9 protein-coding genes and 2 pseudogenes are annotated in these 13,884 nt (G+C 71.7%); 5 read left to right on the forward strand and 6 right to left on the reverse strand.

The window, feature by feature from the left end:
* Positions 1-140: 140 nt before the first annotated feature.
* Positions 141-964, forward strand: a pseudogene (locus tag V2W30_RS17750) (helix-turn-helix domain-containing protein).
* Positions 961-1,950 carry an aldo/keto reductase gene (locus tag V2W30_RS17755; protein WP_338697748.1) on the forward strand — a complete coding sequence of 330 codons (990 nt, stop codon included), beginning with the start codon at positions 961-963 and terminating at the stop codon, positions 1,948-1,950. The pseudogene V2W30_RS17750 and the gene V2W30_RS17755 overlap by 4 nt, the downstream one beginning before the upstream one ends.
* Before the next feature lie 130 nt (positions 1,951-2,080).
* Here the strand turns inward: V2W30_RS17755 and thpR are convergent, their stop codons facing one another.
* The 3 genes from thpR to V2W30_RS17770 all read right to left on the reverse strand — a co-directional run bounded on the left by thpR (position 2,081) and on the right by V2W30_RS17770 (position 4,579).
* On the reverse strand, positions 2,081-2,638 hold the full coding sequence (thpR, locus tag V2W30_RS17760) for an RNA 2',3'-cyclic phosphodiesterase (protein WP_338697750.1): 558 nt from the start codon (positions 2,636-2,638) through the stop codon (positions 2,081-2,083).
* Between the two features lie 101 nt (positions 2,639-2,739).
* A complete protein-coding gene (locus V2W30_RS17765) occupies positions 2,740-4,098 on the reverse strand; it encodes an MFS transporter (RefSeq protein ID WP_338697752.1) in 1,359 nt (452 codons plus the stop codon).
* Positions 4,099-4,141: 43 nt separating this feature from the next.
* Positions 4,142-4,579: a MarR family transcriptional regulator gene (locus V2W30_RS17770; protein ID WP_338697754.1), complete on the reverse strand. Its 438-nt coding sequence runs from the start codon at positions 4,577-4,579 to the stop codon at positions 4,142-4,144.
* Between the two features lie 154 nt (positions 4,580-4,733).
* Between V2W30_RS17770 and V2W30_RS17775 the strand changes: the two genes are divergently transcribed.
* Positions 4,734-4,916, forward strand: a complete 183-nt coding sequence (locus V2W30_RS17775; RefSeq protein ID WP_338697755.1) for a ribbon-helix-helix protein, CopG family — start codon at positions 4,734-4,736, stop codon at positions 4,914-4,916.
* 35 nt (positions 4,917-4,951) lie between these two features.
* Here the strand turns inward: V2W30_RS17775 and V2W30_RS17780 are convergent, their stop codons facing one another.
* Positions 4,952-6,400 carry an NCS2 family permease gene (locus V2W30_RS17780; protein WP_338697757.1) on the reverse strand — a complete coding sequence of 483 codons (1,449 nt, stop codon included), beginning with the start codon at positions 6,398-6,400 and terminating at the stop codon, positions 4,952-4,954.
* A 264-nt stretch (positions 6,401-6,664) separates the two neighbouring features.
* On the opposite strand from V2W30_RS17780, the gene V2W30_RS17785 reads away from it, so the two are divergent.
* Complete coding sequence (locus tag V2W30_RS17785; RefSeq protein WP_338697759.1) at positions 6,665-6,946, forward strand: DUF2530 domain-containing protein; 282 nt, start codon at positions 6,665-6,667, stop codon at positions 6,944-6,946.
* An 82-nt stretch (positions 6,947-7,028) separates the two neighbouring features.
* Entirely contained in the window at positions 7,029-9,428 is a 2,400-nt protein-coding gene (locus V2W30_RS17790) for an HAD-IC family P-type ATPase (protein WP_338697761.1), read from the forward strand.
* A gap of 10 nt (positions 9,429-9,438) precedes the next feature.
* Here V2W30_RS17790 and V2W30_RS17795 read toward each other — a convergent pair whose 3' ends face one another.
* Positions 9,439-10,383: a hypothetical protein gene (locus V2W30_RS17795; RefSeq protein ID WP_338697763.1), complete on the reverse strand. Its 945-nt coding sequence runs from the start codon at positions 10,381-10,383 to the stop codon at positions 9,439-9,441.
* Between the two features lie 166 nt (positions 10,384-10,549).
* Positions 10,550-13,750 (reverse strand): annotated as a pseudogene (locus V2W30_RS17800) (sacsin N-terminal ATP-binding-like domain-containing protein).
* Positions 13,751-13,884 lie beyond the last annotated feature (134 nt).

The raw sequence follows: 13,884 nt of genomic DNA on the forward strand, positions 1-13,884 counted from the left end.
GAGCCAAGAATTTGTTGCAATGAATGAGAATCTAACGCAACAACGCACACCGATCCGTTGCAATGGAATGAACGTGAACGCTATGCTGGCGACTGAGAGGCCGAGAACGACGACGGCGACGCACCACGAAGGAGACCCCGATGCCGGGAGGCAGGCTCACGCAGCCGGAACGACAGCAGATCGCGCTGGGCCTGGCCGACGGCCTCGCCTACGCGGAGATCGCCCGTCGCCTCGACCGCCCCACGTCGACCATCACCCGCGAGGTCATGCGCAACGGCGGCCCCGCCGGCTACCGCGCCGACCTCGCCCACCGCGCCACCGAGCGCCGCGCCCACCAGCGCCGCCAGGCCGCCCCCGGAGCGGCCCGCAGTCCCCCGAGCCCGCCCACGGGCGCGACCCCGAGGCGGTGCGCGAGTACGGGGAGGCGTTCACCACGCTGCTGATGCAGCAGGGGCTGCCCAAGATGATGGCGCAGGTGCTCACCTGCCTGCTCACCACCGACGAGGGCAGCCTCACCGCGGCCGAACTCGTCCAGCGCCTCCAGGTCAGCCCGGCCTCCGTCTCCAAGGCGATCGCGTACCTCGAAGCCCAGGGGCTGATCGCCCGCGAGCGGGGCGAGGGCCGCCGCGAGCGCTATCTCGTGAGCAACGACGTCTGGTACCAGAGCATGGCCGCGACCGCCCGCGCCAACGCCGATCTCGCCGTGACCGCCCGCCGCGGTGTCGGCGTCCTCGGCCCCGGCACCCCGGCCGCCGTGCGCCTGGAGAACATCGCCCGCTTCATGGATTTCGTCGGCGAGAGCATCAGCCGCGCCGCCGAACAGGCCCGCGACATCCTGAACACCGAACCCGCTCCCCGCCCCGACGCGGCCCCCACCGCCGGAACAGCCACCGAAACGGACGTCGAAACAGGCGAAACCCCCTTGCCTAGAGCGCACTCCACGTCCTTGGCTGAGGACTCATGAAGTACACGCAGCTCGGACGCACAGGACTCAAGGTCAGCCGGCTCGTCCTCGGCACCATGAACTTCGGTCCGCAGACCGACGAAGCCGCGAGCCACGCCATCATGGACGCGGCGCTGGCCGGCGGCATCAACTACTTCGACACGGCCAACGTGTACGGCTGGGGTGAGAACAAGGGCCGTACCGAGGAGATCATCGGCACCTGGTTCGCGGAGGGCGGCGGCCGCCGCGACAAGACCGTCCTCGCCACCAAGGTGTTCGGGAGCATGACGGCCGGCGACGACGTGTGGCCCAACCACGACCGGCTCTCCGCGGTGAACATCCGCCGGGCCGTCGAGGCGTCGCTGAAGCGGCTCCAGACCGACTACATCGACATCTACCAGTTCCACCACATCGACCGGCACACGCCGTTCGAGGAGATCTGGCAGGCGATCGACGTCCTGATCCAGCAGGGCAAGATCCTCTACGCCGGCTCGTCGAACTTCCCCGGCTACAAGATCGCCCAGGCCAACGAGCTGGCGAAGGCCCACGGCCGCGTCGGCCTCGTCAGCGAGCAGTGCCTCTACAACCTCGCCGAGCGCCGCGCCGAGATGGAGGTCATCCCGGCCGCGCAGGAGTACGGCCTGGGCGTCATCCCCTGGTCGCCGCTGCACGGCGGGCTGCTGGGCGGTGTGATCAAGAAGGAGGCGCAGGGCAAGCGCCGCACCGAGGGCCGGTCCGCGAGCGCCCTGGAGAACACCAAGGTGCGCGAGCAGGTCCAGGCGTACGAGGACCTGCTCGACAAGCACGGTCTGGAGCCGGGCGAGGCGGCGCTGGCGTGGCTCCTCACCCGTCCGGGCGTGACCGGCCCGATCGTCGGTCCGCGCACCCAGGAGCAGCTGGACTCGGCGCTGCGCGCGGTCGAGCTCGAACTGGGCGAGGACGTCCTGGCGTCCCTGGAAGAGATCTTCCCCGGCCCGGGTCCGTCGCCGGAGGCCTTCGCCTGGTAGGCGCGCCGCGGCGGCCGTCGGGCACGAGCGCCTACTGGCCGACGGCCGCCGCCACCGCCACCACGACGAACATCAGCACAAGCACACCGGCCATGATCCGGTTCCGCGTCTTCGGGTCCACGCGTCGAGCCTAACGCGTGCCCGAAAGCTCCCATCCGCCGACCTTCGCGTACCGCGGCCGCTCGCCCGGTACCCCGGACGTCGGCAGATCGCTCCGTACGAGGGCCAGCTCGCCGACCGTCCAGGGTGACCCGGCGAAGTCGGCGAGCGCGGTGACGTGCGCCCCGAAGTCGAACGGCTCCCGGCTGCGGGCCAGCGTCAGGTGCGGCCGGTACCGCCGGTGCTCCCCGGGCAGCCCGGCCTTCCTCCCCGCCGCCTCGGCCCGCTCGGCGAGCCGGCGCAGCGCGTCCACGTCGCCGCGCACCCCCGCCCACAGGGCCCGGCCGCCGAAGTGCCCGCCCCCGTGCAGCGTGAGCCGGAACTCCTCGCTGCGTCCCGCGGCCCGCGCGAGCCGCTCCTCCAGTTCGGGCACGGTCGCCTCGGGCACGTCCCCGTAGAAGGCGAGGGTGAGGTGCCAGCCGGACCGGCCCGTCCAGCGTGGGCCGGCGCTGTCGGCCAGCCGGTCGACGGCGTGACCGAGTTCGGCGAGGGCGTCGGCGGGCGGCAGCACGGCGGCGAAGAGTCTCATGGGGCCCAGTTTCCCCGCCGGGTGTCCGGCCGACCGCCCGGTGTCCGGCCGACCGCCCGGCCCCACCGGGCCCCGCGCCCGCAGGCGCGGGGCCCGGCCGGTCAGGCCACCGCGGCCAGCGGCTGCGGTTCCCTCGGGACGAACTGGAGGTGGCGCTCGCCGCGCCGCAGGTCGACCTTGAGGCGGAGGTTGGCCGCGCGGGCCAGCATCAGGCCGACGCCGACCGCCGCCGCGGCGCAGATCACGCCGCCCAGCGTGAAGCTGACGCGGACGCCGTACTGGTCGGCGAGCCAGCCGAAGAGCGGGCCGCCCAGCGGGGTGCCGCCGGTGAACACCATCATGAACAGGGACATCACCCGGCCGCGCATCTCCGGGTCCGTGCCCATCTGGACCGTGGAGTTGGCGGTCACGTTGACCGTGAGGCCGAGGATGCCGAGGAGCACGATCATCGGCGCGAACGCCCAGACCCCCGGCGCCCACGCGGCCAGGACCTCCAGGACACCGAAACCGACGGCGGCGCCGACCAGGACCCGCAGCCGGGTCGAGCGGCGGCGGGCGGCGAGCAGCGCGCCGGCCAGCGAGCCGATCGCCATGAGCGTGTTGAACAGGCCGTACTGGCCGACGCCGCCGTGGAACACGTCGTCGGCGTACGCGCTGAGCCAGATCGGGAAGTTGAACCCGAAGGTGCCGACGAACCCGACGAGGACGATCGGCCAGATCAGCTCGGGACGCTGCGACACGTACCGCAGGCCGTCCTTCAGCTGCCCCTTGCCGCGCGGGGCGAGCTTCGTCTTGTGCAGCTCGCCGGTGCGGATGAGCATCAGGCCGGTCAGCGGCGCGAGGAAGGACAGGCCGTTCGCGAGGAACGCCCAGCCCGGTCCGACGGCGGCGGTGAGCGCGGAGGCGACGGCCGGTCCGATGAGACGCGCGGACTGGAAGTTCGCGGAGTTCAGGGAGACGGCGTTGCGGAGCTGGTCCGGGCCGACCATCTCGGACACGAAGGACTGCCGCGTCGGGTTGTCGACGACCGTGACGAGGCCGGTGAAGAAGGCGGCGAGGTAGACGTGCCAGACCTGTACGTGGCCGGACAGCGTCAGCGCGGCGAGGAACAGGCCGGACAGGCTCATCGCGCCCTGGGTGCAGAAGAGCAGCTTCCGCTTGGCGAACCGGTCGGCGATGACACCGCCGTACAGGCCGAAGAGGAGCATCGGCAGGAACTGCATCGCCGTGGTGACACCGACGGCGGCGGACGATCCCGTCAGGGAGAGCACCAGCCAGTCCTGGGTGATGCGGGCCATCCAGGTGCCGGTGTTGGAGATGACGGCGCCGGTCGCGAAGAGGCGGTAGTTGCGCACCTTCAGGCTGGCGAACATCGAGGTCTTGCGGGTGTCTGAGGGGCGGGAAGGGGTGTCGTGGGCGGCTGGGACGGGGGCGGAGTCTGCTCCGGATCCCGTACTCAAAGTGCGTTCGCCTCCTCGGCGGTCGTCGGTCCCCCGTGGGGGCTCAGAGGTGGGCGAGCTTCTCGAGGACGGGGGCGGCCGCGCGCAGCTTGGCCCATTCGTCCTCGTCGAGGCTGTCGGCCAGGGCGGCCAGCCAGGCGTTCCGCTTCCTGCGGCTCTCCAGGAGCATGGTCTCGGCCTGCTCGGTGGAGGTGACGACCTTCTGCCGACGGTCCTCGGGGTGAGGCTCCAGCCTGACCAGTCCCTTGGCCTCCAGGAGCGCGACGATGCGGGTCATCGACGGCGGCTGCACATGCTCCTTGCGGGCCAGTTCGCCCGGGGTGGCGGTGCCGCAGTTCGCGAGGGTGCCGAGCACCGACATCTCGGTGGGGCTCAGCGATTCGTCGACCCGCTGGTGCTTGAGTCGGCGCGACAGGCGCATCACGGCGGAGCGCAGGGAGTTCACGGCGGCGGCATCGTCACCATGGGAGAGGTCCGGCATGTTCGTTAGCGTAACTCATTACTTCCTCTAACGACTACAGGTGGGGCGCGGACTTCCCGTGATCCCGGCCACCCAACCACCGCGTCACTCAAACGAGTGAGCCGGATCCGGAAAGTGACACGCGCACACATCCCCCGCCCCGACCCTGTTCCGTATGGGATCGACAGTGCTCAGCCTGCGGATAGACGGTGAGCTGCTCGACCGGCTCAAGAGGCACGCCGCCAAAAGGGGAATGAGCGTCCAGGACTATGTGGTCCGGACGCTCATTCGGGATGACTTCGACGAACGCTTCAAGACGGCCGTCGAGGAGACGGAGAAGTTCTACGGGGCCGCCTGAGGCTCAGCGCCTGCCCGCGCGGACAGGCTGCCGGCTCACGTGAGGCCGAGCGACGGCATCAGGTAGTAGAAGACGAAGACCGCCGACACGGCGTACATCGCGGCCGGGACCTCCTTCGCCCGGCCCGCGACCACGCGCAGCACGGTGAAGGTGATGAAGCCCATGCCGATGCCGTTCGTGATCGAGTACGTGAACGGCATCATCAGCATCGTGACGAAGGCCGGGATGGCGATCGTCCAGTCGCCCCAGTCGATGGCGCGGATGCCACCGGCGAGGATCATGAAGCCCACCGCGAGCAGCGCCGGGGTGGCCGCCTGGGACGGGACCATCGTGGCGATCGGCGTGAGGAACAGCGCGACGGCGAAGAGACCACCGGTGACGACGTTCGCGAAGCCGGTGCGCGCACCCTCGCCGACACCGGCCGTGGACTCCACGAAGCAGGTGGTGGCGGAGGAGGACGAGGCACCGCCGGCGGCGACGGCGATGCCGTCGATGAACAGGACCTTGTTCATGCCCGGCATCTGACCCTTGTCGTCGGTCAGGTGCGCCTCGTCGCTGATGCCCATGATCGTGCCCATCGCGTCGAAGAAGCACGACAGCAGCACGGTGAAGACGAAGAGGATGCCGGTGAGGATGCCGACCTTCTCGAAGCCGCCGAACAGGCTGACCTCGCCGACCAGACCGAAGTCGGGGGTCGAGACCGGGTTGCCGGGCCACTTCGGGGTGGTCAGGCCCCAGGACGGGACCTTGGCGACGGCGTCGATGATCATCGCGGCGACCGTCATCACGACGATCGAGATCAGGATCGCGCCGGGCACCTTGCGCACCAGCAGCGCCAGGGTCAGCAGCACACCGAGCACGAAGACGAGCACCGGCCAGCCCACGAGGTGGCCGCCGACGCCGAGCTGGAGCGGGACCGTCGTCTGCGCGGCGTCCGGGATACGGGTCACGAAGCCCGAGTCGACGAGACCGATCAGCATGATGAACAGGCCGATGCCGATCGCGATGCCCTTGCGCAGGCTCAGCGGCACCGCGTTCATCACGCGCTCCCGGAGCCCGGTGGCGACGAGCAGCATCACGACGAAGCCCGCGAGGACGACCATGCCCATCGCGTCCGGCCACGACATGCGCGGCGCGAGCTGGAGGGCGACGACCGTGTTCACACCGAGGCCGGCGGCGAGCGCGATCGGCACGTTGCCGATGACGCCCATGAGCAGCGTGGTGAAGGCGGCGGTCAGGGCGGTCGCGGTGACGAGCTGGCCGTTGTCGAGCTGGTGCCCGTACATGTCCTTCGCGCTGCCGAGGATGATCGGGTTCAGCACGATGATGTAGGCCATCGCGAAGAACGTGGCGAAACCGCCGCGGACCTCACGGGCGACCGTCGAGCCGCGTTCCGAGATCTTGAAGTACCGGTCGAAACCGTTCTTCGGAGCCTGCGGCGGCTGGCTGTTGACGTCGACCGGGGCGGTGGCCGGTGTGGACATGAGTGACCTCAGCGGTATTCAGCAGTGAGCAGATCTGCGGCGATCTGTTGGCGGGAGCGCGATCAAGTCTGGCCGTCGGCCGATCACCAACAGGTTTCCCCGATGTTGCTGTTGGTGTTTCGTACGAACAGAAGTAGACAGACTCAGGCCGTTTCAGTATGAACATATGAGGCCGAAATCGCTATCTCCGCGCGTAGACCCTTGGTATACGGGGGTGGAACGGGGGTCGCATGCCCAGCGGACGGCGCCTCGTAAGCTGTGCACATGGCGAAGTGGACCCCGAAGCACGAGGCACCGGAACCCCTGGAGGGGCCCGTGGTCGCCACCATCACGGGCGGCACGATCCTCTGGTTCGTCCTGTTCCTGGCGCAGCTGCCGTTCTACGGCTGGTTCGACGACCGCGGGACCACCTGGTGGGTGTGGACCTGCCTGGCCGGAGCCGGGCTCGGCCTCATCGGCATCTGGTACGTCCGCAAGCGCGACGCGGCGATCAAGCGGGCGGCGGCTACGACCCCGGGAGCAGCGGCTACGACCCCGGGAGCATAGGGGCCCTCCCCCGTCCTCCCCAGGTCGGACCTTTCACCCGGTCGACGGGTGAACCCCCGGCATCGCCCGTACTGTCGATCCCATGACGCACATCGATGCGGGCGCCGAACTCGACCCGGTGCACCCGGTACCGGTACCGGAGCGCACGGCGGGGCTGACCGGCGCCGAGGTCGCCGAGCGCGTCGCTCGGGGCGAGGTCAACGACGTACCGGTGCGCAGCTCACGCTCGCTCACCGAGATCGTCCGTGCGAACGTCTTCACCCGGTTCAACGCGATCATCGGCGTGCTCTGGCTGATCATGCTGTTCGTCGCGCCGATCCAGGACAGCCTCTTCGGCTTCGTGATCATCGCGAACACCGGGATCGGCATCATCCAGGAGTGGCGGGCGAAGCAGACCCTGGACTCGCTCGCGGTGATCGGTGAGGCCCGGCCGACGGTGCGGCGCGACGGGGCCGCCACCGAGATCTCCACCTCGGAGATCGTGCTCGGCGACCTCATCGAGATCGGCCCCGGCGACAAGATCGTCGTGGACGGCACCTGTGCGGAGGCCGACGGCCTGGAGATCGACGAGTCGCTGCTCACCGGTGAGGCGGACCCGGTCGTGAAGCGGCCCGGCGACGACGTCATGTCGGGGTCGTTCGTGGTCGCGGGCGGCGGCGCGTTCACCGCGACGAAGGTGGGCCGCGAGGCGTACGCCGCGCAGCTCGCCGAGGAGGCGAGCCGGTTCACGCTCGTCCACTCCGAACTGCGCTCCGGCATCTCCACCATCCTCAAGTACGTGCAGTGGATGATGATCCCGACCGCGATCGGCCTGGTCATCAGCCAGCTCGTCGTCAAGGAGCACGGCTTCAAGGACTCCGTGGCGCGCACGGTCGGCGGCATCGTCCCGATGGTCCCCGAGGGCCTCGTGCTGCTGACGTCCGTGGCCTTCGCGATCGGCGTCATCCGGCTCGGCCGCCAGCAGTGCCTCGTCCAGGAGCTCCCGGCCATCGAGGGCCTCGCCCGGATCGACACCGTCTGCCTCGACAAGACGGGCACGCTCACCGAGGGCGGCATGGACGTCGCCGAGCTGCGGCCCCTGAACGGCGCCGACGAGACGTACGTACGCAAGGTGCTCGGCGCGCTCGGTGAGTCCGACCCGCGGCCCAACGCCTCGCTCCAGGCCATCATCGACGCCTACCCGGACAGCGAGGAGTGGCGCTGCGTCGAGTCGCTGCCGTTCTCCTCGGCGCGCAAGTACAGCGGCGCCGCGTTCAGCGAGGGCGACGGGACGGGCAGCGCGTGGCTGCTCGGCGCGCCGGACGTGCTGCTCCCGGCCGGTGATCCGGCCCTCGCCGAGACCGAGGGCCTCAACCGGCAGGGGCTGCGCGTGCTGCTGCTCACCCGGGTGGCCGGGGACCTGGAGGACGCCCGGGTCACGGAAGGCGCGCGGCCCGCCGCGCTGATCGTCCTGGAGCAGCGGCTGCGCCCGGACGCCGCCGACACCCTGCGCTACTTCGCCGAGCAGGACGTCAGGGCCAAGGTCATCTCCGGTGACAACGCGGTGTCCGTGGGCGCGGTCGCCGGGAAGCTGGGCCTGGCCGGCGCGGAGAACACCGTCGACGCCCGGACCCTGCCCGAGGACCGGGCCGGGATGGCCGACGCGCTCGACGCGGGCACGGTGTTCGGCCGGGTCACGCCGCAGCAGAAGCGGGACATGGTCGCGGCCCTCCAGTCGCACGGGCACACGGTCGCGATGACCGGCGACGGTGTGAACGACGTCCTCGCGCTCAAGGACGCCGACATCGGGGTGTCCATGGGCTCGGGCTCGGAGGCGACCCGGGCGGTCGCGCAGATCGTGCTCCTGAACAACTCGTTCGCGACGCTGCCCTCGGTGGTCGCGGAGGGCCGCCGGGTCATCGGCAACATCACGCGCGTGGCGACGCTGTTCCTGGTCAAGACCGTCTACTCGGTGCTTCTCGCCCTGCTCGTGGTCTGCTTCCAGGTGGAGTACCCATTCCTGCCACGGCACCTGACGCTGCTGTCGACGCTGACGATCGGCGTCCCCGCGTTCTTCCTGGCGCTCGCGCCGAACACGGAGCGGGCGCAGCCGCACTTCGTGCGGCGGGTGATGCGGTACGCGGTCCCCGGCGGGATCGTGGCCGGAACCGCCACGTTCGTGATGTACATGATCGCCCGGCACTACTACAGCGGCACGGGCGCGCTGGACGCGGAGACCAGCTCGGCGACGCTGACGCTGTTCCTGATCTCGATGTGGGTGCTCGCCATCGTCGCCCGTCCCTACACGTGGTGGCGGATCTGCCTGGTGGCGGCGATGGGTCTCGGCTTCCTGCTGGTCCTGGTCGTGCCGTGGCTTCAGGAGTTCTTCGCGCTGAAGCTGGTGGGCAGCGTGATGCCGTGGACCGCGGTGGGGGTGGCGGCGGTGGCGGCGGCCGTCCTGGAGTTCCTGTGGAAGTGGGTCGGCCGCCGCTTTCCTGCCTGAGACCGGTGGGTCAGCGCACGTCGACGTAGTCACCCGAGGCCTTGACGGCCGGGGTGGTCGAGGTGCCGAGGAAGTTGTAGCGCCAGTAGCCGTCCGCCGACGCGGTGTACGTCGTCTTCAGGTAGCCGGTGGAGGACGAGGTCGCCGTCTTCAGGTACGTCGACGGGTACGACGTCGTGCCCTTCTTGCGGTACTGGAGCTTCACGGCCTGCTTCGTGTAGCCCGCGTACTTGGCGGTGTCCCAGTTGGCGCGCTTGAGGTAACCGGTGACCGTGATCGTGCGGCCCTTGTAGACCGGCTCCGGCGAGGCGTTCACGGTCAGCGTCGAGCGGCGCTGGAGCGTGGTGGAGGCCAGCTGGTCCTGGTAGGCGAAGCCGACCTGGCTGAAGTCGGCGTTCTCGTCGGTCAGGTCGATGCCGTTGGTGTCGACGAGCGAACCCTCGGCCTTCCACGCCTTGCCCGCGTCCACGTTCCACAGGTCGGCCGGGTCGACGTCGATGCTCTGCGTGCAGGTGGCGGTCGTGGCGGTGACCGGCGTGCAGGTCGCGTAGTCCAGGTCGAACAGGACGTTGCCGTCGCTGGCGTCGGCGTTGACCCAGTAGATGTCGACGTCGGTCAGGACCTCGGGCGAGGTGACGTCCACGTCGGCCGGGTGGGTCAGGGTGTAGCTGACCGGGGCGTGCACGACGCTGGTGGTACCGGCGACGATCGGCTTGCCCCCGTTGACCTTCACGTTGGAGAAGGTGGCGTCGATCGCGTACGGGTCGCCGGACGCGTCGGCGGCCAGGCTCCGGGACTTCGAGCCGGCGTCGGCGGAGGCCGCGGCCTGCTTCGCGAAGTCGCGGGCCTCGCGGGTGGTGGGCGCGGCGGAGCCGTCGGCCTGGGCGGCCGGGACGGCGAGAGCGGTGAACGCCAGGGCGCCGGAAAGAGAAGCGGCAGCCGCTATGGCACGCATGCGCATGTGTTCCCCATGGTGGAGAAGGGATCCCGTGGTGCAGTTGCCGTCACACGGGACCCAAGTGGTCGAGGAGTCTGTTGACTCGCGTGATAGACCACCGGGTCCCGCATCTGGTTGTACGGGAACGGGCCCCTTTTCTGAGTTTCTCTCAGTGATCTGCGCCTCAGTCGAACCAGCGGTCCCGCGCCAACTCCTCGGTGCGCGACGGGTCCTCCAGGAGGGCCGCGACCTCGAAGCGGCGCGGCCACTGGCCCGCCGCCCAGGCGAGGCCCGCGGCGACGCCCTCCAGGGTCGCGGCGTGCACGGTCCCGTCGGGGTGCGCCGCCAGTCGACCTCGGTCCCGGCGACGAACAGTTCCTCGTGCTCGACGTACGAAGACGGGGTCGCCGGTCCCAGGAGGGTGCGGACGGAGTCGGGCACGGGGTGCTCCTCCCCCGCCTCGGTCACGTCCGCGTCGACGGCCGAGCCGAGCCGGCCCACCTGGAAGAGCTCGGCGAGCTGGGCGGCCCGGTCCGGGGCGACCGGGAGCAGCGCGCGGCCCCCGCGAGCGGGATCAGGTCGGGGGCGTCGGCGACCAGCGCGTCCGCGGCGTCGACGACCACGATCTCGCCGTCCCGCACGGCCCGCACCTCGTCGGGCAGCGTGACCTGCTCCGGGTCGAGCTCGGCCAACCTGCCGTACAGGGCGTGGAGTTGAGCGGCGCCGACCTCGCGGTCGGGGTCGGCGAGCCGGTCCAGGAGTTCGGCGGCGCCGCCGGGCTCGTCGAGCAGCGCGGCGACGGAGGTACGCACCCCGAGGGCGCGCAGCACCTGCTCGTCCTCGAACCCGGAGGCGTCGGCGGGTTCGTAGAGCCCTTCGAGCAGCGGGTCACCGCCCTCGGCGCGCAGCCCGGCGGGGCGGCGACCGTCGAGCACCGGGTTCCCGCGCAGCCACCAGGCGGAGTACGGCCGGACGAGCTCGTGCGTGCCGTCGGGCAGCAGGACGCGGACGGGCTGGGTGAGCGCGTCCCGCAGCGGCGGCCGGGACAGCAGCGCGAGCGCCTGCGGCCAGCGGTCCTCGTCGACCAGGTCCAGATCCCGTACGGCGACGAGCTCGGTGGCGACGGGCGGCACGGGCGTGTCGGGCAGCTGGTCGAGGACGTCCTCGCACCACACGTCGACGGCGTCGAGCAGTCCGGCGTCGTCCGGCTCGGGAAAATCGCTGTCCCGCGGTTCGAACTCGTCCGGGTCGAGGACGACGTCGGTGGCGCGGACGAGGGCGAAGGTGGCGAGCACACCGCAGGCGGCCAGCGGCTCCGCGCCCCAGCGCTCGGCCAGTTCGTCGTCCACGTAGGGGAGTTCGCCCTCGCGCAGCACGTCGGCGATCGGGCTGCCGGGCAGCACGAGTTCGGCGGCGGGGGCGAGTTCGCCGTCCTCGTCGGGCAGGGCGAGGGCGCCGAGCCACGGTTCGTCGCCGACGCCGAGGTGGGCGTCGCGCACCAGGGTGAGGACGACGTCCGCCAACTCGTCGGCGCCCAGGGCGCCTTCGTCGTCCCACGCGGGTTCGTCGTCGAGCGACCGGGCGACGGCGGCCCGCACCTGCGGCGTCGTCAGGACCGCGCGGGGGTGGCGGGCAGCGCGCCGAGCTTCTCCAGGAGCGGGTGGGCGGCGTCGGGGTGGGCGACCTTGAGGCCGAGCCGGGCCAGGGCGTCACCGGGCAGACCCGTCACGGCGCTGTCGGCATCGCCGTCGGGGGCGGTGGCGGGAGACGGGCGGGAAGCGCCGTCGGCGGTCGGCAGCAGCACCTGGCGCGGCCCGATCGCGGTGCGGCCCCCGGCGAGCGGCACGGGGAGCCCGCTGAGCCGGTCCGGGTCGACGCCGGCGAGGGACTCGTAGAGCCGCCACCACCAGCCGGGCTCCTTCTCCAGGCCGGCGAGCCGGTCGATCGCCTCGGCCAGCGGGACGCGGGCGACCTCCAGCATCCGCAGCTCCGGGCGCCGTTCGAGCCCGGCGGGCAGCAGGCTGGGCAGGACGTCGGCGAGCACCCGCACGGTGTCGGCGCCCGCGCCCTCCACGACCTCGGCGTCCCGGGGCCTGAGCGCGGCGGGCCGGTCGTCGTCCTCGCCGTCCGGCGCGACGGCGGGCGGCAGGAAGGAGGTCCGGGGCAGCCGCTCCAGGATGGCGGCGCGCAGGGCTCCGTCGAGTTCGCTGCGGCCCAGCGGTCCCGGTACGAGGTCGAGGATGCCGGGGCCCACGGGCCGCCAGTCGCCGAGGAGTTTGGTGTACGCGTCGGCGGCGCGCTGGGTGAGGAAGTCGGTGAGCGGACCCGGGGCGACGTGCCGCCGCGCGGTGTCCAGCGGGAACGAGCCGATGAGCAGCGCGGGCACCCCGAGCGGCTCGTCGCTGGGGGTCGGCGCGTGCAGCACGGGCGCGCTGCGCGGGGCCTGCGGGGCGCCGTCGGCGTCGACCGGCACGGCCCAGGTGAGCGACCAGTGCGGGCGCAGCCGCTCCTCGACGGGCCGGTCGGCGAGCAGTTCGGCGGCGAGCGGCCCGCTGTGGCTGACGGTGCGCCAGCGCAGTTCGGCGGGCTCGCGGGCGTCGTCCGAGACAACGGTGTACGGGCCCTCGTCGGCGACGGTGCGGCGGCGCAGCACGCGCGTGCCCGCGTCCGTGGTGACGGTGACCTCGGCGAGGCCGGGCAGGGCGAGCAGCAGCGTGTCGTCGACGGCGTCGAGCAGCCGGGCCGCGAGTGCCTCGGCGGCGGCGTCGCGCAGCGGCAGGATGACGACCGTGTCGTACGACTCGGGAGCGGTCCCCTCCGCCGCGAACGGCAGCCTCAGGAGCGGCACGTGCCCGTCCCGGCGGCGCAGCTCGTCACCGAGGGCGGGGCTGTGCCGGGCCGTCTCGGCCGCGGCGAGCCGCGCCTCGGCGAGCGACCAGCGCACGCCGCCGCCGCGGCCGACGACGGCGGGCTCGTCGGACACCGCGAGCACGGCGGCGAACCCGACACCGAACCGGCCGACGGCGGTGTCCGCGTCCGCGCGCTTGGCGGACGCCCGCAGCGTCGACAGCGACTCGACACCGGCCGCGTCGAGCGGAGCGCCGGTGTTCGCGGCGGCGAGCACACCGTCCTTCAGGGTGAGCGCGAGCCGTCCGCCGCCAGCGGGGCCACCGGCCCGCCCGGCGGCGTCGGCGGCGTTCTGCGCGAGCTCCACCACGAGCCGGTCCCGGTACCCGCCGAGCGCGAGATCCTCCTCGGCGTTGGCGTCCTCCCGGAACCGGGCCCCGCTCCCCGCCCAGCCGTCCAGCACCGCGCGCCGCAGTCTGGCGGTGCCGAACGGGTCGATGCCCTGCGGCGCCGGACGCGCGGCCTTGCTGACGCTCACGGTGTCTCCCTCTGGGGGGCTGGAATGGTCCGCGGCACGTTATCGCGGCTCGGGTGAGTGCCCCTTGCGGTGCGATCGCCGGGTGCGGGTGCGTGGGGGCTGGTCAAGCAGTTCCCCGCGCCTCTGAAATGCAG

Origin of the sequence: Streptomyces sp. Q6, assembly GCF_036967205.1 — a bacterium.
GTDB classification, from domain to species: Bacteria; Actinomycetota; Actinomycetes; order Streptomycetales; family Streptomycetaceae; genus Streptomyces; species Streptomyces citrinus.